Origin of the sequence: Mycobacterium kansasii ATCC 12478 (genome assembly GCF_000157895.3) — a bacterium.
Lineage (GTDB): Bacteria > Actinomycetota > Actinomycetes > Mycobacteriales > Mycobacteriaceae > Mycobacterium > Mycobacterium kansasii.
The window spans coordinates 3,063,806-3,085,290 of sequence record NC_022663.1; the positions used below are offsets into that span (position 1 = coordinate 3,063,806).

General features: G+C 67.0%; 13 protein-coding genes. All 13 read left to right on the top strand.

Features of this window, described 5'->3' with window-relative positions; all coding sequences use genetic code 11:
• Position 1 precedes the first annotated feature (1 nt).
• The gene (locus tag MKAN_RS13410; RefSeq protein ID WP_023368839.1) at positions 2-2,053 is read left to right on the top strand and encodes a spermidine synthase; all 2,052 of its coding nucleotides are present in this window, start codon (positions 2-4) and stop codon (positions 2,051-2,053) included.
• A gap of 193 nt (positions 2,054-2,246) precedes the next feature.
• On the top strand, positions 2,247-2,792 hold the full coding sequence (locus MKAN_RS13415) for a hypothetical protein (protein WP_023368840.1): 546 nt from the start codon (positions 2,247-2,249) through the stop codon (positions 2,790-2,792).
• A gap of 322 nt (positions 2,793-3,114) precedes the next feature.
• Complete coding sequence (locus MKAN_RS13420; RefSeq protein ID WP_036395243.1) at positions 3,115-3,348, top strand: NfeD family protein; 234 nt, start codon at positions 3,115-3,117, stop codon at positions 3,346-3,348.
• Positions 3,349-3,380: 32 nt separating this feature from the next.
• Entirely contained in the window at positions 3,381-4,517 is a 1,137-nt protein-coding gene (locus tag MKAN_RS13425; protein ID WP_023368842.1) for an SPFH domain-containing protein, read from the top strand.
• Between the two features lie 190 nt (positions 4,518-4,707).
• On the top strand, positions 4,708-5,193 hold the full coding sequence (locus tag MKAN_RS13430; protein ID WP_023368843.1) for a GreA/GreB family elongation factor: 486 nt from the start codon (positions 4,708-4,710) through the stop codon (positions 5,191-5,193).
• A 136-nt stretch (positions 5,194-5,329) separates the two neighbouring features.
• Complete coding sequence (locus MKAN_RS13435) at positions 5,330-5,695, top strand: GtrA family protein (RefSeq protein ID WP_089025174.1); 366 nt, start codon at positions 5,330-5,332, stop codon at positions 5,693-5,695.
• 138 nt (positions 5,696-5,833) lie between these two features.
• The gene (locus tag MKAN_RS13440) at positions 5,834-7,216 is read left to right on the top strand and encodes a decaprenylphosphoryl-beta-D-ribose oxidase (protein WP_023368845.1); all 1,383 of its coding nucleotides are present in this window, start codon (positions 5,834-5,836) and stop codon (positions 7,214-7,216) included.
• Entirely contained in the window at positions 7,217-7,981 is a 765-nt protein-coding gene (locus tag MKAN_RS13445) for a decaprenylphospho-beta-D-erythro-pentofuranosid-2-ulose 2-reductase (protein ID WP_023368846.1), read from the top strand. It begins immediately after the preceding gene.
• A 2-nt stretch (positions 7,982-7,983) separates the two neighbouring features.
• Complete coding sequence (locus MKAN_RS13450; RefSeq protein ID WP_023368847.1) at positions 7,984-9,939, top strand: galactan 5-O-arabinofuranosyltransferase; 1,956 nt, start codon at positions 7,984-7,986, stop codon at positions 9,937-9,939.
• A complete protein-coding gene (locus tag MKAN_RS13455; RefSeq protein WP_023368848.1) occupies positions 9,939-13,211 on the top strand; it encodes an arabinosyltransferase domain-containing protein in 3,273 nt (1,090 codons plus the stop codon). The genes MKAN_RS13450 and MKAN_RS13455 overlap by 1 nt, the downstream gene beginning before the upstream one ends.
• 570 nt (positions 13,212-13,781) lie before the next feature.
• Positions 13,782-14,732, top strand: coding sequence for a glycosyltransferase family 2 protein (locus MKAN_RS13460; RefSeq protein WP_023368849.1), 951 nt, complete (start codon positions 13,782-13,784; stop codon positions 14,730-14,732).
• A 188-nt stretch (positions 14,733-14,920) separates the two neighbouring features.
• Positions 14,921-18,190 carry an arabinosyltransferase domain-containing protein gene (locus tag MKAN_RS13465; protein ID WP_023368850.1) on the top strand — a complete coding sequence of 1,090 codons (3,270 nt, stop codon included), beginning with the start codon at positions 14,921-14,923 and terminating at the stop codon, positions 18,188-18,190.
• Positions 18,187-21,414, top strand: a complete 3,228-nt coding sequence (embB, locus tag MKAN_RS13470; protein WP_023368851.1) for an arabinosyltransferase EmbB — start codon at positions 18,187-18,189, stop codon at positions 21,412-21,414. Before MKAN_RS13465 ends, embB begins: the two co-directional genes overlap by 4 nt.
• The last annotated feature ends 71 nt before the right edge of the window (positions 21,415-21,485 follow it).

Below are 21,485 nucleotides of genomic sequence, written 5' to 3' on the forward strand. Positions count from 1 at the left end.
GGTGAGTTCCTGGCTGCGGGTCCGGACCTCGACCCGGCTCATGCAACCGACGCGCGGCGCCCGCTCCGTCATCGGGCGATTGGTGCTGGGCAGCTCGGCGATCCTGTTCATCGAGCTCGTCCTGATCCGCTGGCTGGGATCGAACGTGCTGCATCTGTCCTACTTCACCAACTTCGTGTTGCTCGGCTCGTTTCTGGGAATTGGCATGGGCTTCTTGATCTCCCGGAAATCCTGGTCGATCCTGCCACTGTCCAGCGTGCTGCTGATGCTGCTGGTGCTCGCCGTGCATCTGTTTCCGATCAGATTGAACCGCGGCGGCAGCGACATCATCTACTTCACGTCGGCCAGCCCCAGCGGCCTACCACCCTGGATCGTGCTGCCGGCGGTCTTCGTCGTCGTGGCGGCGCTGATGGCCGGACCGGGCGAGGTGGTCGGCCGCTGCTTCGGGCAACTCGACGCGCTCACGTCCTATCGCTGGGACTTGATCGGCTCCCTGCTCGGCATCGGCATGTTCACGCTGCTGTCATTCCTGCGGGCGCCGTCGGTGGTGTGGGGGACGATCGCCGCCGTCATGCTGGTGGTGCTGAACCGGCGCGGATTCAAAGTGGTCACCGCGATCTCGGGAGCCGGGCTGATCCTGGTCCTGCTGGCGGAGTCGATCACCCCCGGCGTCTCCTGGTCGCCGTACTACAAGGTGCAGACCTGGGGGCACCGGTCATGGGACGGCGCGGCGCTGGTGGCGATCTCGGTCAACGGCATCCCGCACCAGGTGATGGCGCCCGCGGACTGGATTCTCACCCAGTCCGCTCCCACATACCAGCAGTACCGCCTGCCCTATGAGCGGACGAACACGCTGCGCCTGGATAACGTGCTCGTCGTCGGGGCGGGGTCGGGGTCCGATGTCGCCATTGCATTGTCCAAGGGGGCCAAGCACGTCGACGCGGTGGACATCGACCCGCGGCTCGTGCAGATCGGCGTCAGGCGCAACCCCGACCGGGCTTACGCGGACCCGCGCGTCACCGTGCACATCAACGACGGCCGCGCCTTCCTGCAATCGACCGAGGCCACCTACGACCTGATCCTGTTCGCGCTGCCGGACTCGCTGGCTCTGGTCAACGGCGCCTCGCAGATTCGCCTGGAATCGTTCCTGTTCACCGATCGCGCGCTACGGACGGCCTACGAGCACCTCAAGCCGAGCGGTGTCTTCGCGATGTACAACGCCTATCGCCAGCCCTGGCTCATCGACCGGCTGGCCGAGACGGCGGCCGCTGCGTTCGGACATCGGCCATGCGTCGACCAGACGGCCAGTCACCGTGCGGTGATCACCGTCGCGGTCGATGCGGCCAATCAGAAGTGCGCTGTGCCGTACGCACCGCCTCGCGAGGTCGTCGCACCCGCCACCGACGACCGCCCGTTCCTCTACTACAAGGGCGGCGCGATCCCGGCCATGTATCTGTGGGCGCTGGCCGGAATCATGCTGATCACGCTGCTCGCGATCCGGCTGCTGGGCGGGTCGTTTCGATCGATGCGGCCCTACTTCGACCTCTTCTTCATGGGCGCCGCGTTCCTGCTGCTGGAGACCAAGAACATCGCTACCTTCGCGCTGCTGTTCGGCACCACCTGGCTGGTGAATGCACTGGTCTTCGCCTGCGTGCTGGTGATCGTCCTGGCGGCCGTCGAGACCACCCGGAAATTCCGCACTCCACCGCTTCCCGTGGTGTGGTGGACCATCGTCGCGTCCCTGGCGATGGCGTATGTGATCGACCCGGCCTGGTTGCTGAGTTGGCCGTTCTGGCCACGACTGCTGGTGGCCTGCGTGGTCGGGTTCCTGCCGATTTACCTGGCCAACATCGCCTTTGCCAAACGCTTCGCCGCCACCGAGCACGCACAGTCGGCGTTCGCCATCAACCTGCTGGGTTCCATTCTCGGGGGCTGCCTCGAATATGGCGCCCTGGTCACCGGCTACCGCAATCTGCTGATCGTCGTCGGGGTGCTCTACCTGCTCGCGTTCGTGCTGACCCCGAAACGGGACGGGGCGCTGGTCACCGTCTGACCCCGGCCGCCTGGCACCGCAACTATGGTGAGATGCATTGGGCCAGAAGCGATGCCGACACCGGTGCTGGCGATGCAGTACCGCGCGACGGGATGCTCCGAGTGAACCCGGATTCGGCTGACAATTCCCAAATTTCAGCCACGGACATCGATTAAGGTCACTGTTTGCGGATACGACGCGAGGAACGCAACCGATGGATATACCTGTTACGAAGGTTCTCGCCGCGGTCGTCGTCGCCGCTTTCGGTCTCGTCTTCGGTGGCTGCCCGACAGCGTCCGCGGCACCGACGCTCGATGCGTTCCTGGCCGATCTGCCGTCGGAATTCGCCGCCGCCGAGTCAGCCGGCCAAGTACGTGCCGTCGTCGCGTCGGCGCCTGACGAGGTGTCGTCGACCGACACCGGCACCGGGGGCACGCTGAACCTGCAACTGCAGTTTCCGCCTCAGGATGCCGCCTGGTTGGTGACGACGTGGCGGCTGGTGCGCCCGTACGCCATCGCGACGGATCCGCATCAGCTCAGCTGGCGCGTCGTGCTGTATCAGCAGCAGGTGGCCGATCCGAACGGCTCGCGCATTGCCACGGCTCCGATCACGTTCGGTAGCTGGACGGTCACCCCGCGCCTGGAAGGCCGGCCGGCCGGCGACATGCCGGATGTGGTGTCCGGCGCAGCCCCCGCCTACGACCTCACCCGCTATCCGGCCCGGGTGGTCGGCCTCGAGATTGCCGGACCCGGTTCCTGACGGCTACCCGTCCGAGTCACCGGCGATGGTGGCCCGGCTACCGCGCGCAGCCTGCCCCGGGCCGCGGACCTCGAAAGGCAGCACGGGCCTTCGGTGCCCGACAGTCAACCGTAGCAGAACTGAGTAATCAAGGGCGGCAACGGTTCCCGACCCGATCACGATACCGGGGCCGCCGGATCGGTAGCGAAGTCGATACTGGTGCGCGGGTGCTCCGATCGAATCGCTCGACCAGGTATCACGCGATGACCGATATGGGCAGCGGTTTATCGCCCGCGGCCGGCAATACTCGACGCCGTGCCCCTTGAAGGAGCAGGATGCCTTCGTGAGCGACGCCTCGGTGATCGGTTGCGTCGGGACGTTGATCGTGGCGACCAGGGGCGCAGACGGTCCCGGCGAGGTCATACTTTCGGTGCGGGGCACCAGGGAGGCATTCCTGGCCCGCTCTGACGAACCGTTGCCGAAGGGCACCAACGTACTGGTGGTTGGGGTTCGGGGCGCGAGAACGGTCATCGTCGAGCCCTGGACCGAGATGGTGACAACCGAACTTTTCTCATAGAAACCAACCGCGAAAGTGTGAGGAGTCCAACGATGCTCGGTTACAAGGTGCCCGCTCCCGACGAGGCGATGCTGATCTCCGGCGGAAAGGTCAAGGGCAACGTCCCCTTCCGGGTCGTCACCGGCCACGGCGCCTTCGTCGTCCCCTTCTTCCGTAAGGCCGCCTTCCTGACGTTGGCCATGTGCGAGTCCGAGGTCGCCGAAAAGTGCGTCACCCAGCAGGGCATCACGCTCAACGTCCGGGCCGTGATCGCGTTCAAGGTGGGCAACGACACCGAGAGCATCATCGCTGCCGCGCAACGGTTCCTGTCCGAGCAGGACCAGATGTCGGTGCTCACCGGTCGGATCTTCGCCGGTCACCTGCGCTCGATCATCGGCTCTATGACCGTCGAGGAGATCATCCGCGAACGCCAGAAGCTGGCTACCGAGGTGCTCGACGGCTCCAAGGAAGAGATGGCCCGGATCGGCCTGACCGTCGACGCCTTGCAAATCCAGTCCATCGACGACGACGGACTCGGCTACATCGATGCGATGTCAGCGCCGCATAACGCCGCGATCCAGCAGCAGGCCCAGATCGCTCAAGCAAAGGCCAACCAGGCGGCCGCCGAAGCCGAGCAGGAATCGCAGCGCAAGCAGGCCGAGTTCGCCCGGCAAACCGCCGTCGTCAAGGCGCAATACAAGGCCGAGATCGACAAGGCGCAAGCAGAGGCCGCGCAGGCCGGTCCACTGGCCGAGGCCCAGGCCCAGCGAGAGGTGCTGGAAATGCGCACCGAATTGGCCCAGCGCGCCGCCGAACTGCGCCAGCAGGAACTGGTCGCCGAGGTGGTCAAGCCGGCGGAGGCCGAAGCCGAACGGGTCCGGATCCTGGCCGTCGCCGATGCGGAGAAAATGAAGATCCAGGCCGAAGCGGCGGCGTCGCACAATCGGGTGGCGCTGGACCGGATGCTCATCGACCAGCTGCCGGTGATCGTGGAGAAGGCCGCCCGAGGTCTGGCCGGGGCGAATCTGACCGTGCTCAACGGCGCCGAAGGGCTCAGCCAGGTGGCCGCCGGGCTGGTTTCGCAGGGTGTGGCCATCTTCGACGCGCTGCGCGGCGGAACACTGGACTATGACGAGGACTCGGAAAACGTGGTGTCGCCGCTCACCAGCGGCGCCAAAGAGGGTGCGTAGCCACGTGATCGGCACGTCGCACCGGGCCGCAGAGCCGCCCGATGGTTAACGGCGCGAATAACCGGCTATATCCGCTTGGCGAATATCAGTGACGGCCGGGCGTTGGTGGTGTAACACTGAAACGCCGCGATTCCGATGTGCAATCGGCGCACGGCACCTACCGGCAACCTGGGGCGAAAGGTCTGCGGACGTGAGCGAGGAAGTCCAATCAACGGGGCTGGCGGAAGCGGCACGCGATCACCTCGCCGCCGAGCTGGCCAGGCTGCGGCAACGCCACGACCGCCTCGAGATCGAGGTGAAGAATGACCGAGGCATGGTCGGTGACCACGGGGACGCCGCCGAGGCGATCCAGCGCGCCGACGAGCTGGCCGTCCTCGCGGACCGGATCAACGAACTGGACCGGCGGCTCAAGTCCGGGCCGCTGCGCGACGCCGGGTCCGACACTCTGCCCGGTGGCACCGAGGTGACGTTGCGGTTTCCCGACGGTGAGGTCGTCACCATGCATGTGATCTCCATCATCGAAGAGAGCCCTGAAGGCCACGAAGCGGAAACGCTGACCGCCAACAGCCCGCTCGGTCAGGCGCTCGCCGGGCGTCAACCCGGCGACACCGTCACCTACTCCACCCCCCGGGGGCCCAGTCAGGTCGAGCTGATCGCGATGAAGTTGCCCTCCTGATCGGCTGACGCGCGGAAACGGAAGGCACCCGAGGCGCGGGCCGGCCCGGCTAGACTTCCCCCCGATGATCCCGCCCGAGCCTGAGGCCGCGCCGACGCGCGAGCACCATCAGCACCTGCATCTGACGACCCAGATGGTGCGTTTCGTCGTCACCGGCGGTTTCGCGGCGATCGTCGACTTCAGCGTCTACGTCGCGCTGTACAAAGGGGTGGGCCTGCAGGTTGACCTGTCGAAGTTCATCAGCGTCGTGGTCGGCACCATCACCGCCTACCTGATCAACCGCCGATGGACCTTCCAGGCCTCGCCGAGCAGGGCGCGGTTCGCCGCGGTCATGGGCCTTTACGGGGTCACCTTCGCCGTGCAGGTCGGGCTCAACCATCTGTGCCTGGCGCTGTTGCACTACCGGGGGTGGGCGATCCCCGTCGCGTTCGTGATCGCGCAGGGCACCGCCACGGTGATCAACTTCGTCGTGCAGCGAGCGGTGATCTTCCGGATCCGCTGAGCGGACTGCGGCCGGATCGTCGGGCTTCGCCGGCGGGGCCGGATCGATGGTCGGCATTGCACACTCGATCGAGCTACCTCCGCTGCCGGGCGTCGGCGTCCCGCGGCGTCACCGCCGGAGGCGGTACCCTCTTTGACGATGTCGAGCAACGCCAGTTTCGCCACCCCCACCCGGCTGACCGGGTGGGGCCGCACCGCGCCCTCGGTGGCCGACGTGCTGCGCACGCCCGATCCCGAGGTGATCGCCAAGGCGGTGGCCCGGGCGGCCGACTCCGGCACCCGGGGTGTGATCGCCCGCGGCCTGGGCCGCTCCTACGGCGACAACGCGCAAAACGGCGGCGGCCTGGTGATCGACATGAGCGGGCTGAACAACATCCACTCCATCAGCGCCGACACCAAACTGGCCGACGTCGACGCCGGCGTCAACCTCGACCAGCTGATGAAGGCGGCCCTGCCCTTCGGGCTGTGGGTGCCGGTGCTGCCCGGTACCCGGCAAGTCACCGTCGGCGGCGCGATCGCCTGCGACATCCACGGCAAGAACCACCACAGCGCGGGCAGCTTCGGCAACCATGTGCGGTCGATGGACCTGCTGCTCGCGAACGGCGAACTCCGGCGGCTCACCCCGGACGGTGACGAGGCCGAGTTGTTCTGGGCCACCGTCGGCGGCAACGGGCTGACCGGCATCATCCTGCGCGCCACCATCGAGATGACACCGACCGAGACCGCGTACTTCATCGCCGACGGTGACGTCACCGCCACCCTGGACGAGACCATCGCCCTGCACAGCGACGGCAGCGAAGCCGGCTACACCTATTCCAGCGCCTGGTTCGACGCGATCAGCGCCCCCCCGAAGCTGGGCCGGGCGGCGGTGTCTCGGGGCTGTTTGGCCAAACTCGACCAGCTGCCCGACAAGCTGCGGCGCAGTCCGCTGAAATTCGATGCGCCCCAACTACTTACGTTCCCCGACGTGTTCCCCAACGGGCTGGCCAACAAGTACACCTTCGGGCCGATCGGCGAGCTGTGGTACCGCAAGTCCGGAACCTACCGCGGCAAGATCCAGAACCTGACGCAGTTCTACCACCCGCTGGACATGTTCGGTGAATGGAACCGCGCCTACGGTCCGGCGGGTTTTCTGCAGTACCAGTTCGTGATTCCCACCGAGGCGGTCGACGAGTTCAAGAAGATCATCCGCGACATCCAGGCCAGCGGCCACTACTCGTTTCTCAACGTGTTCAAGTTATTCGGCCCCGGCAACCGGGCACCGCTGAGCTTTCCGATCCCGGGCTGGAACATCTGCGTCGACTTCCCGATCAAGGCGGGCCTGAACGAGTTCGTCAGCGAACTCGACCGCCGGGTACTGGAATTCGGCGGCCGGCTCTACACCGCCAAGGATTCCCGCACCACCGCCGAAACCTTCCACGCCATGTATCCGCGCATCGACGAATGGATTGCCGTGCGCCGCAAGGTCGACCCGCTGCGGGTGTTCGCCTCCGACATGGCCCGACGTTTGGAGCTGCTCTAAATGGTGCTTGATGCCGTGGGGAACCCCCAGTCCATCCTGCTGCTGGGCGGCACGTCCGAAATCGGGCTGGCCATCTGCGAGCGCTACCTGCGCAACGCCCCGGCCCGCATCGTGCTGGCCTGCCTGCCCGACGACCCGGGCCGCGACGACGCGGTCGCTGCGATGAAGGCCGCCGGCGCGCGGTCGGTGGAACTCGTCGACTTCGACGCGGTGGACACCGAAAGCCACCCGAAGGTGATCGAACAGTGCTTTGCCGATGGTGACATAGACGTGGCCATCGTCGCTTTCGGCCTGCTCGGGGACGCCGAAGAGCTGTGGCAGAACCAGCGCAAGGCGGTGCAGATCGCCGAGATCAACTACACCGCGGCGGTTTCGGTGGGCGTGCTGCTGGCCGAGAAAATGCGCGCCCAGGGCTTCGGCCAGATCATCGCAATGAGCACCGTGGCCGGCGAACGGGTGCGCCGGTCCAACTTCGTCTACGGCTCCACCAAGGCCGGCCTGGACGGCTTCTACCTTGGATTGTCAGAGGCATTGCGCGAGTACGGGGTTCGGGTTCTGGTGATCCGGCCGGGCCAGGTCCGTACCCGAATGAGCGCGCATATCAAGGAAGCTCCGCTGACCGTCGACAAGGAGTACGTCGCCAACCTCGCGGTGAGCGCGGCCGCAAAAGGTAAGGAATTGGTTTGGGCGCCAGCAGCATTCCGTTACGTGATGATGGTGTTGCGACACATCCCGAGAAGCATCTTCCGCAAGCTGCCCATCTGAGCATGCCGGCCGCCCGCAACGCGCTGGCCACTATTGGCCAGATGGCCGTCGCGGTGTTGGTCGCTGTCGTGGTGGCGGTGGTAGCGCTGAACGCTATTTCGCGGGTGGAGTGGCCGGCTTTCCCCTCGTCCAACCAGCTGCATGCGCTGACCACCGTCGGCCAGGTCGGCTGTCTGGCCGGGCTGCTCGCCGTCGGCTGGGTGTGGCGCTCCGCACGGTTTCGCCGGCTGGCGCAGCTGGGCGGGCTGGTGCTGGTGTCAGCGTTCACCGTGGTGACGTTGGGCATGCCGCTGGGGGCCACCAAGCTGTACCTATTCGGCATCTCGGTCGACCAGCAGTTCCGCACCGAGTACCTGACCCGGCTCGCCGACAGCCCTGCCCTGCGCGACATGACCTACGTGGGGCTGCCGCCGTTCTACCCGCCGGGCTGGTTCTGGATCGGCGGGCGGGCCGCCGCCCTGACCGGCACGACGGCCTGGGAGATGTTCAAGCCGTGGGCCATCACCTCGATCACTATCGCGGTGGCGGTCGCGCTGGTGCTGTGGTGGCGGCTGATCCGCTTCGAGTACGCGCTGCTGGTCACCATCGCCACGGCGGCGGTGACGCTGGCCTACAGCTCGCCGGAGCCGTACGCCGCGATGATCACCGTGCTGCTGCCGCCGCTGCTGGTGTTGACCTGGTCGGGCCTGCGCGCCGGCGATCGCCGCCGCGAGCGTGACGCCACAGTCACACCCGAAGCCGAGCGTGACGCCACAGTCACACCCGCCTTGGCGACCACGACGGCCGGTTGGGCCGCCGTCGTCGGCGCCGGCGTCTTCCTGGGCTTCGCGGCGACCTGGTACACACTGCTATTCGCCTACAGCGCATTCACTGTCGCGCTGATGGCGCTGCTGCTGGCCGGGTCCCGGTGGCGACACAGCAGAAAGGCCGCCCTGGACCCGCTGCGCCGGCTGACCGTCATAGCCGTCATCGCGGCGGCCATCGCATCCAGCACCTGGCTGCCGTATCTGCTGCGGGCGGCCCGCGACCCGGTCAGCAACACCGGCAGTGCCCAGCATTACCTGCCGGCCGACGGCGCCGAACTGACCTTCCCGATGCTGCAGTTCTCGCTGCTGGGCGCGCTGTGCCTGCTGGGCACCCTGTGGCTGGTGATCCGCGCGCGGTCGTCGACCCGGGCCGGCGCGCTGGCCATCGGCGTGCTGGCCGTCTACCTGTGGTCGCTGCTGTCGATGCTGACCACGCTGGCGCGCACCACGCTGCTGTCGTTTCGGCTGCAGCCGACGTTGACCGTGCTACTGGCCGCGGCGGGAGTGTTCGGCTTCGTGGAGGCGGCACAGGCGCTGGCCGTAAGGCGGCGCACCGTGCTCCCGGTGGCCGGCGCGATCGGACTGGCCGGCGCCATCGCGTTCAGCCAGGACATTCCCGACGTGCTGCGGCCCGACCTGACCGTCGCCTACACCGACACCGACGGCCACGGCCAGCGCGGTGACCGGCGCCCGCCCGGCTCCGAGAAGTACTACCCGGCGGTCGACGCCGCCATCCGAAAAGTCACCGGCAAACCGCGCGATCAGCTGGTGGTGCTTACCGCCGACTACAGCTTCCTGTCGTACTACCCCTATTGGGGGTTCCAGGGATTGACGTCGCACTACGCCAACCCGCTGGCGCAGTTCGACAAGCGGGCCGCCCATATCGAAAGCTGGGCCAAGCTCAGGACCGCCGGCGAGTTCATCGCAGCCCTGGACAAGCTGCCCTGGCCGGCGCCGACGGTGTTCCTGATGCGCCGCGGCACGGGTAATACCTACACCCTGCGGCTGGCCGAAGACGTCTACCCCAATCAGCCCAACGTGCGTCGCTACACCGTGGAATTGAAGTCCGCCATCTTCGCCGATCCGCGTTTCAGCGTCGACACCATAGGTCCCTTCGTCCTGGCCATTCGCAAACCGGCGGCGGGTGCCTGATGGCCACCGAAACCGCACCGGGCGCGCTGCAACAATTACCATCTACCTCCGTGAGCGACGCGGGAGCAAACTACCGGATCGCTCGGTTCGTCGCCGCCGTCGCGGGCCTGCTCGGGACCATCCTGGCGCTGGCCACCCCGCTACTGCCGGTCGAGCAGACCACCGCGCAACTGAAGTGGCCGCAAAGCGGCACCCTAACCAGCGTCGAGGCGCCGCTGATCGGCTATGTGGCCACCGAACTCAACATCACCGTCCCGTGCCGGGCCGCCGCCGGACTGGCCGGGCCGCAGAACACCGGCAAGACCGTGCTGTTGTCGACGGTGCCCAAGCAGGCCCCCAACGCCGTCGACCGCGGGCTGCTCATCCAGCGCGCCAACGACGACCTGGTACTGGTGGTGCGCAATGTCCCGGTGGTCAGCGCTCCGCTGAGCCAGGTGCTGAGCCCCGCATGTCAGCAGTTGACGTTTACCGCCCACGCCGACAAGGTCGCCGCCGAATTTGTGGGGCTCAAACAGGGTCCCAACGCCGAACATCCCGGCGAACCGCTGCGCGGCGAGCGCGGCGGCTACGACTTTCGGCCGCAGATCGTCGGGGTGTTCACCGATCTGTCCGGGCCGACACCGCCGGGCCTGAGCTTCTCGGCGACCGTCGACACCCGCTACAGCAGCAGCCCCACCCCGCTGAAGATGGCCGCGATGATCCTCGGCCTGTTGTCGACCGCCGTCGCCCTGGTGGCACTGCACGTCCTCGACACCGCCGACGGCACCCGCCACCGGCGCATCCTGCCGCAGCGCTGGTGGTCGATCGGCGGGCTGGACGCCCTGGTCATCGCAGTGCTGGTGTGGTGGCACTTCGTCGGCGCCAACACCTCCGATGACGGCTACATCCTGACCATGGCCCGGGTGTCCGAACACGCCGGCTATATGGCGAACTATTACCGCTGGTTCGGCACACCCGAGGCGCCCTTCGGCTGGTACTACGACCTGCTGGCAATGTGGGCGCACGTCAGTACCGCCAGCGTCTGGATGCGGCTGCCCACCCTGGCGATGGCCCTGACGTGCTGGTGGTTGATCAGCCGCGAGGTCATCCCCCGTCTCGGCCACGCCGTCAAACACAGCCGCGCTGCGGCGTGGACGGCGGCGGGCATGTTCCTGGCGGTGTGGCTGCCGCTGAACAACGGCCTGCGGCCGGAGCCGATCATCGCCCTGGGCATCCTGCTGACCTGGTGTTCGGTGGAGCGCGCGGTGGCCACCAGCCGGCTGCTGCCGGTGGCGATCGCCTGCATCCTCGGTGCGCTGACGCTGTTCTCCGGGCCGACCGGCATCGCCTCCATCGGTGCGCTGCTGGTCGCGATCGGGCCGCTGCGGACCATCCTGCACCGGCGCTATAAACAGTTCGGCGCGCTGCCGCTGCTGGCGCCGTTGCTCGCCGCCGCCACCGTTACCGCGATCCTGATCTTCCGCGACCAGACGTTTGCCGGCGAGACACAGGCCAGCCTGCTCAAGCGTGCCGTCGGCCCGAGCCTCAAGTGGTTTGACGAACACATCCGATACGAGCGGCTGTTCATGGCCAGCCCCGACGGGTCGGTGGCCCGCCGCTTCGCGGTGCTGGCGCTGGTCGTCGCCCTCGCCGTCGCGGTGGCAATGTCGTTGCGCAAAGGACGAATCCCGGGCACGGCCGCCGGCCCCAGCCGCCGCATCATCGGGATCACCATCATCTCGTTCCTGGCCATGATGTTCACCCCGACGAAATGGACCCACCACTTCGGGGTGTTCGCCGGGCTGGCGGGCTCACTGGGGGCGCTGGCCGCGGTCGCGGTGACCGGGGCGGCGATGCGGTCCCGACGCAACCGCACCGTGTTTGCCGCCGTGGTGATCTTCGTGATGGCGCTGTCCTTCGCCAGTGTCAACGGCTGGTGGTATGTCTCCAATTTCGGTGTGCCGTGGTCGAATTCATTCCCGAAGTGGCGCTGGTCGCTCACCACCGCGCTGCTCGAGCTCTCGGTCGTGGTACTGGTGGTGGCGGCGTGGTTTAACTTCGTCGACACCGACGACGGGCCGCCCAAGACCCGGATTGGGGCGCGGCTGGCCCGGATAGTCCAGTCCCCGTTGGCAATTGCGACGTGGCTGCTGGTGACCATGGAGGTCGCGTCGCTGACTCTGGGGATGATTTCCCAGTACCCGGCGTGGTCCGTCGGCCGGTCCAACCTGCAAGCTGTCACCGGCAAGACGTGCGGGCTGGCCGAAGACGTATTGGTGGAGCTCGATCCCGAGGCCGGCATGCTGCCGCCAGTGAGCGCTCCGGTTGCCGACGCTCTGGGGGCCGGACTGTCAGAAGCGTTTACGCCCAACGGAATTCCCGCTGATGTCTCCGCCGACCCGGTAATGGAACGTCCGGGCGACCGCAGCTTCATCAACGACGACGGACTGGTCACCGGCACCGAGGCCGGTACCGAAGGCGGCACTACCGCCGCACCGGGGATCAACGGCTCCCGAGCGCGGCTGCCGTTCAACCTCGATCCCGCCCGCACCCCGGTGCTGGGTAGCTGGCGGGCCGGCGTCCAGGTGCCCGCCCTACTTCGGTCGGGCTGGTATCGCCTGCCCCCCAAGGAGGAACGTAATAAGACACCGCTGCTGGTCGTTTCGGCAGCCGGCCGCTTCGACCCCCGTGAAGTCCAGGTGCAATGGGCCACCGACGACCAAGCGGCGTCCGGACGCCCCGGCGGCTCGATGAGCTTTGCCGATGTCGGCGCGGTGCCCGCCTGGCGTAACCTACGCGCGCCGCTGTCGGCCATTCCCGACAGCGCCACCCAGATTCGCCTGGTGGCCGACGACGAGGACCTGGCTCCGCAGCACTGGATCGCCTTGACACCGCCGCGGATTCCGCGGCTGCGCACGTTACAGGACGTGGTGGGCTCCAAGGATCCGGTGTTCCTGGACTGGCTGGTCGGGCTGGCATTCCCGTGCCAGCGACCGTTCGGCCATCAAAACGGCGTTGTCGAGACACCGACATGGCGGATCCTGCCGGACCGGTTCGGCGCCGAGGCCAATTCTCCCGTCATGGACAAGAACGGCGGCGGCCCCCTGGGCATCACCGAGTTGCTGCTGCGCGCGACGACGGTGGCCAGCTATCTCAAGGACGACTGGTTCCGGGACTGGGGCTCGCTGCAGCGGCTGACCCCCTACTACCCCGACGCCGAACCGGCACGCTTACAGCTGGGCACGGTGACCCGTAGCGGGCTGTGGAATCCCGCGCCGATGCGCAAGGGGTAGCGGTGGCGGTTGACCTCTTGAGTGTTGGGGCCCGGTCCACCGACTAGATCCACTACTCCACCAGGCGTCCCAGGACACCCAACCCGTTTCGGCGACCGGTTCCGGACCCCGATTTTCTGAGCGACGGCTGGATTTGTCCCCGCAATCCTTGGGAGACTTCCACGCTCTGGCGCGCCGAGGCTCGTGCCGGGTCACCAAATGCCGTCGCCGCCGCCAAGCCGACCCATGTCCCGGTCGGCTCGTGGTCGACCCAACCATGTCCCGGGTCTAGAATTTGTCAACCGTGTTTGACTACTATGTCAATGTACGTTGACGGTACTGCGGCTAGTGTCCAACCGATGGCAACCGGGCGACACCCTCGGGTGGCGCACCCGACCTCAGATTCCCGGCGGGGGTCGTGGATGCGGGCTGTGGTGTTCCTACCTCGCCGTCTTCAAACAAACCAAATAGCGGATCGTGCCCGGAGTCGTCAGAGAAATCTGGTCAAATCTCTGAATTCCCGCACGGGCCGCATTCCGGCAGACATGGAGGCCCACTGATTGCGCCTCGAAGAGATGAAGGGGCAGCAGCGTGTCGCAACAGCCGTCCGTGACGATCGTTATTCCGGCCTACAACGAGGGCGGGTTTATCGGCAATTGCCTGGAGTCGTGTATCAACCAAAGCTCGTTACCGGAAGAGATCATCGTCGTCAACAACAACTCGGTCGACGAGACCGCGTCGATCGTGTACCGCTATCAAGCGGAGAACCCGCATATCGACATACGTCTGCTCCATCAAAACGACCATCAGGGCATTACTCCGACGCGTAACCATGGCTTCGACAATGCTTCGCATGATGTGATTGGCCGCATCGATGCCGACTCCTGTATCAGCCCCGATTGGGTTCAAACTATTCGGCGCTGCTTCCAGGACCCTGATATCGCAGCGGTCACCGGCCCGGTCTTCTATTACGACATGCCCTTGCAGAGGTTCATCCTTTGGCTCGACGACAAAACACGCCAAATGCTGCACCGCAATGCACGGGACGAAGGGTTTCTCTACGGATCCAATATGGCCATTCGCGCCTCGGCCTGGAAAGAGGTCCGGCAGCTAACACATCTGGATACCGAGAACCTACTTCACGAGGATATCGACCTGGCGCTGACATTGGTCGAAAACAACCTGCCGATCGCCTACGATCCCACCCTCGTCGCGGGACTCTCGGGGCGCCGAGTGGAGAGCTCGCCACGAGATTTCTACCGGTATGCGACGCGCTACGGCAGGACGACGCGGCTCCACGGAATCAGAAGCCGTATGGCGCCGATAGTTACCGCGATTCTTCTATTGGGATATTTTCCGGTTCACGCGATAAGGCTCTCGTACGATGCCGAGAATCGACAGCTTTCCCTATCAAAGCTATACAGCGGGAGCACGCTGCTTTCCGGAGCGGCCCGGATACCTGCGCATTTGAGACGGCTCCTCCTGGCCCTAGGCAGGAGTTTTCGCAGGTCTGGGCCGCCAGCCCGGTTCCCGACGAGGTAGCCGCAGTGTGGCGGACCGCAGCACCCCACCGGCCGAGCCCGCGCTGACTGCGCTGAGACTGCGCCCGCATCGCCGCTCTCTCGGCGCCGGCTTCACGCACCTGACGCAGACCCGGTCGCAATAACCCCCCACGCTGTCCGGCCCCGCATCTCAAAGCCACTCAGCCTCGTCGCCTACGATCGACCCTCGTGCCCCTCGACGGTAATGAGCGATCTCACCGGATCGCCCGCCTAGTAGCCGTCGTCTCGGGAATCGCCGGACTGCTGTTGTGCGCCCTGGTTCCGCTGCTGCCGGTGAAGCAGACGACGGCGACCATCCTATGGCCGCAGGGCAGCACGCCGGATGGTCACGTCGCCCAGATCACCGCCCCATTGGTATCCGGGGCACCGCGGGCACTCGACATCTCGGTCCCGTGCCCGGCGATCGCCACCCTGCCCGCCACCGGCGGCCTGGTGCTGTCGACCCTGCCGGCCGGCGGCGTGGACACCGGTAAACATGGGCTATTCGTCCGGGCCGACAAGGACACGGTCGTCGTCGCCTTCCGCGACACGGTGGCCGCGGTGGCATTGCGCTCGGCGATCGCCGAGGGACGCTGCAGCGTGCTTCATCTGTGGGCCGACGCCGGCGGTGCGCACGCCGACTTCGTCGGCATTCCCGGCGCCGCAGGAACTCTGCCCGCCGAAAAGAAGCCCCAGGTCGGGGGGATCTTCACCGACCTGAAGGTGCCCGCCCAGACCGGCCTGTCGGCCCGCGTCGACGTCGACACCCGATTTATCACCAACCCCACCGCCGTCAAGGCAATCGCGATGACCCTGGGCGCGCTGGCGGTCGCGGCCGCGATCCTGGCTTTGACGGTCCTGGATCGCCAGAGCCGGGGCGGTGTGCGGCTCTCCCGACGCCGCCCCGGCTGGGCAATCTGGCTTGCCGACGCCGGGGTGATCGCCACACTGCTGCTCTGGCACATCATCGGCGCCACTTCGTCCGACGACGGCTACAACCTGACCATCGCCCGCATCGCGCCCAAGGCCGGCTACGTCGCCAACTACTACCGCTACTTCGGCACGACCGAGGCGCCGTTCGACTGGTATCTCGGGGTGCTGGCCCGGCTGGCGTCGGTGAGCACCGCCGGCGTATGGATGCGGCTGCCGGCCACGCTGGCCGGGATCGGCTGTTGGCTGCTGATCAGTCACTTCGCGCTGCGGCGGCTGGGACCGGGCAAGGGCGGCCTGGCGTCCAACCGCGCGGCGGTGCTGACCGCGGGCGCGGTGTTCCTGGCCGCGTGGCTGCCGTTCAACAACGGCCTGCGACCCGAGCCGCTGATCGCACTGGGCGTGCTGGTCACCTGGGTGCTGGTGGAACGCTCGATCGCGCAACGGCACCTGGCGCCGGGTGCGCTCGCCATCATCGTCGCAATGCTGACCGCCACGCTGGCGCCGCAGGGCCTGATAGCGCTGGCCCCGCTGCTCACCGGCGCCCGCGCCATCGCCCAAATCATCCGGCGGCGCCGGGCCACCGACGGCCTCCTGGCGCCGCTGGCAGTGCTGGCGGCATCACTGTCGCTGATCACCGTGGTGGTGTTCCGCAGTCAGACGCTGGCGACGGTCGCCGAGTCGGCGCGGATCAAGTACAAGGTCGGGCCCACGATCGCGTGGTACCAGGACTTCCTGCGCTACTACTTCCTCACGGTCGAGTCCAATGCGGACGGGTCGATGTCGCGGCGATTCGCCGTGCTGGTGATGTTGCTGTGCCTGTTCGGAATGCTGTTCGTGCTGCTGCGGCGCGGCCGGGTGCCGGGGCTGGCCAGCGGCCCGGCCTGGCGGCTGATCGGCACGACGGCCGTCGGCCTGCTGCTGTTGACGTTCACCCCGACCAAATGGGCCATCCAGTTCGGCGCGTTCGCCAGCCTGGCGGGCGCCCTGGGGGCGGTCACCGCGTTCACCGTGGCGCGGATCGGGCTGCACAGCCGGCGAAACCTCACGCTCTACATCACCGCGTTGCTGTTCGTGCTGGCGTGGGCCACCTCGGGCATCAACGGCTGGTTCTATGTCGGCAACTACGGGGTGCCGTGGTACGACATCCAGCCGGTCATCGCCAGCCACCCGGTGACGTCGATGTTCCTGGCGCTGTCAGTGCTGACCGGCCTGCTGGCCGCCTGGTACCACTTCCGGATGGACTACGCCGGACACACCGAGGTCAAGGACAACCGGCGCAACCGGATCCTGGCCTCAACCCCGTTGCTGGTGGTTGCGGTGATCATGGTGCTGGGCGAAGTCGGCTCGCTGGCCAAGGGCGCGGTGTTCCGCTACCCGATGTACACCACCGCCAAGGCCAACCTGGCGGCGCTGGAATCCGGGCTGTCGCCCAGCAGCTGCGCCATGGCCGACGACGTGCTGGCCGAACCCGATCCCAATGCTGGCATGCTGCAACCCGTTCCGGGTCAGACCTTCGGATCCGACGGACCGCTCGGCGGCGTCAACCCGGTCGGCTTCAAGCCCGAGGGCGTGGGTGAGGACCTGAAGTCCGACCCGGTGGTCAGCAAACCAGGAGTGGTCAACTCCGACGCATCGCCCAACAAACCCAACGCCGCCATCACCGACTCCGCCGGCACCGCCGGTGGCAAGGGTCCGGTCGGGGTCAACGGGTCGCACGCGGCGTTGCCGTTCGGGCTGGACCCCGCTCGTACCCCGGTGATGGGCAGCTACGGCGAGAACACTCTGGCCGCCACGGCCACCTCGGCCTGGTATCAACTGCCTGCCCGCAGCGCGGACCGGCCGCTGGTCGTGATCTCGGCCGCCGGGGCCATCTGGTCTTACAAAGAGGACGGCGACTTCGTCTACGGCCAGTCTTTGAAACTGCAGTGGGGAGTCACCCGGCCCGACGGCGGCATCCAGCCGCTCGGGCAGGTGTTCCCGATCGACCTCGGGCCGCAACCGGCGTGGCGCAACTTGCGGTTCCCGCTGACCTGGGCCCCGCCGGAGGCCGACGTGGCGCGCATTGTCGCCTATGACCCCAACCTGAGCCCCGAGCAATGGTTCGCCTTCACCCCGCCGCGGGTCCCGGTGCTGGAAACGCTGCAGCAGCTGATCGGCTCCCGGACACCGGTGTTGATGGATATCGCGACCGCCGCCAACTTCCCCTGCCAGCGGCCGTTCTCCGAACACCTTGGCGTGGCCGAACTTCCGCAATACCGGATCATGCCCGACCATAAACAGACGGCGGTGTCGTCGAACCTGTGGCAGTCCAGCTCCACCGGCGGCCCGTTCCTGTTCACCCAGGCGCTGCTGCGGACCTCGACGATCTCGACGTACCTGCGCGGCGACTGGTATCGCGACTGGGGAACGGTGGAGCAGTACTACCGGCTGGTGCCGGCCGATCAGGCACCGGATGCCGTCATCCAACAAGGCGTGGTGACCGTGCCCGGCTGGAGCCGGCAAGGACCGATTAGGGCGCTCCCATGACGGTGGCCATGAGCATGACCACAGCCAGCCGTGACGTGCGGGTGACCCGCTGGGTGGCGACGATTGCTGGCCTGGTCGGCTTCGTATTGTCGGTCGCGACGCCGTTGCTGCCCGTCGTGCAGACCACCGCGATGCTCAACTGGCCGCAAAACGGACAACTCAATAGCGTTACGGCGCCGTTGATCACGCTGACGCCGGTCGACCTGACCGCCACCGTTCCGTGTGAGGTGGTGCGCGGCCTGCCGCCGCAGGGCGGGGTGGTGCTGGGCACCGCACCCAAGCAGGGCAAGGACGCCAACCTGCAGGCGATGTTCGTCGTCGTCAGCAGTCAGCGGGTCGACGTCACCGATCGCAACGTGGTGATCCTGTCCGTGCCGCGTGACCAGGTGGTCGGCGGCGCAAATGCGCCCGGATGCTCAAGCATCGAGGTCACCTCGACGCACGCCGGAACGTTCGCCACGTTCGTCGGCCTCAAGGATCCCGCCGGGCAACCATTGCGCGGCGGCTTCCCCGACCCCAACCTGCGCCCCCAGATTGTCGGGGTGTTCACCGACCTCACCGGACCCGCGCCACCCGGGCTAAAGCTTTCGGCGACCATCGACACGCGCTTCTCCACCACCCCAACCACGCTGAAACTGCTGGCGATGGTCGGCGCGATCGTGGCCACCGTCGTCGCACTCGTCGCGCTGTGGCGCCTAGACCGGCTGGATGGCCACCGCATGCGCCGGTGGATTCCGCAGAACTGGCGCACCTTCACCCTGCTCGATGGCGTGGTGATCTTCGCGTTCCTGCTCTGGCACGTCATCGGCGCCAACTCCTCCGACGACGGCTACATCCTGGGCATGGCCCGAGTGGCCGACCGCGCCGGCTACATGTCCAACTACTTCCGCTGGTTCGGCAGCCCGGAGGACCCGTTCGGCTGGTACTACAACCTGCTGGCGCTGATGACCCATGTCAGCGACGCCAGCATCTGGATGCGGCTGCCAGACCTGTTCGCCGGGCTGGTGTGCTGGCTGCTGCTCTCCCGTGAGGTGCTGCCCCGCCTGGGGCCGGCGGTGACCTCCAGCAAAGCCGCCAACTGGGCAGCGGCCACGGTCCTGCTGACCGCGTGGATGCCGTTCAACAACGGCCTGCGCCCCGAAGGCATCATCGCGCTGGGCTCGCTGGTCACCTACGTGCTGATCGAGCGGTCGATGCGCTACAGCCGGCTCACCCCGGCGGCGCTGGCGATCATCGCCGCCGCGTTCACGCTCGGTGTGCAGCCCACCGGCTTGATCGCGGTGGCCGCGCTGGTGGCCGGCGGCCGCCCGATCCTGCGGATCTTCGTGAAACGCCACCGCCTGGTGGGCACGTTGCCGTTGCTGTCGCCGATGCTGGCCGCCGGCACCATCATCCTGACCGTCGTGTTCGCCGATCAGACGCTGTCAACGGTGTTGGAAGCCACCAGGGTTCGCGGCAAAATCGGTCCCAGTCAAGCCTGGTACACCGAGAACCTGCGTTACTACTATCTCATCCTGCCCACCGTCGACGGTTCGCTGTCGCGCCGCTTCGGCTTCCTGATCACCGCTCTTTGCCTATTCACTGCGGTATTTATCATGTTGCGGCGCAAGCGAATTCCCGGCGTGGCGCGGGGGCCGGCGTGGCGGTTGATGGGCGTCATCTTCGCCACCATGTTCTTCTTGATGTTCACCCCGACCAAGTGGGTGCACCACTTCGGGCTGTTCGCCGCGGTGGGGGCGGCGATGGCGGCGCTGACGACGGTATTGGTATCGCCGTCGGTGCTGCGCTGGTCACGCAACCGGATGGCGTTCCTGGCGGCGGTGTTGTTCATGCTGGCATTGTGCTGGGCCACCACCAACGGTTGGTGGTACGTCTCCAGCTACGGCGTGCCGTTCAACAGCGCGATGCCCAAGATCGCCGGAATCACGGTCAGCACAATCTTTTTCGCGCTGTTCGCCATTGCCGCGGTGTACGCGGCCTGGCTGCATTTCGCACCCCGGGGCAGCGGTGAAGGCCGCCTGACCCGAGCACTCACCTGGCCTTCTCAAGCGCCGGTCCCGCTGGCAGCCGGCTTCATGGCGGTGGTGTTCGTTGCGTCGATGGTCGCCGGGATCGTGCGCCAGTACCCCACCTACTCCAACGGCTGGTCCAACCTGCGGGCGTTCGTCGGCGGCTGCGGCCTGGCCGACGACGTGCTCGTCGAACCAGACCCCAACTACGGCTTCATGACGGCACTGCCCGGCGATTACGGCCCGCTGGGGCCGCTGGGCGGCACCAACCCGACGGGCTTCACCCCCAACGGCGTGCCGGAGCACACCGTCGCCGAGGCGATCGTGATGAAACCCAACCAGCCCGGCACCGACTACGACTGGGATGCCCCCACCAAACTCAAGACGGCGGGCATCAATGGATCGACGGTGCCGCTGCCCTACCAGCTCGATCCGGCGCGGGTTCCGCTGGCCGGCACCTACACCACCGGGGCGCAGCGGCAGAGCAAACTCGCCTCGGCGTGGTATCTGCTGCCCACGCCGGACGACGGACATCCGCTGGTGGCGGTGACCGCCGCCGGCAAGATCGCCGGGCACAGCGTCCTGCATGGCTACACCCCCGGCCAGACGGTGGTGCTGGAATACGCTCGGCCCGGGCCGGGCGCGCTGGTACCCGCCGGACGACTGGTGCCCGACGACCTCTACGGGGAACAACCCAAAGCCTGGCGAAATCTGCGGTTCGCCCGCGACAAGATGCCCGCCGACGCCGTCGCCGTCCGGGTGGTCGCCGAGGACCTGTCCCTGACCCCGGAGGACTGGATCGCGGTGACCCCGCCGCGGGTGCCGGACCTGCGGTCGTTGCAGGAATACGTCGGCTCCACCCAACCGGTGCTGCTGGATTGGGCGGTCGGGCTCGCGTTCCCGTGTCAGCAGCCGATGCTGCACGTCAACGGCGTCACCGAAATTCCGAAATTCCGCATCACACCGGACTACAACGCCAAGAAGCTGGACACCGACACCTGGGAAGACGGCGTCAACGGCGGGCTGCTTGGCATCACCGACCTGCTGCTGCGCGCCCATGTGATGGCGACTTATCTGTCGCGCGACTGGGCCCGCGACTGGGGATCATTGCGCAAATTCGACACCCTGGTCGATGCCCCGCCCGCACAACTCGACCTGGGCACCGCGACCCGCAGCGGATTGTGGTCGCCGGGCAAGATCCGGATCGGCCCCTGAGTTGGAGTCTGCGTTCATCGCGGGTTCGAGGCCGCCGGGCCAGGGCTAGGAAAGAGCTAGCCAGTCTACGC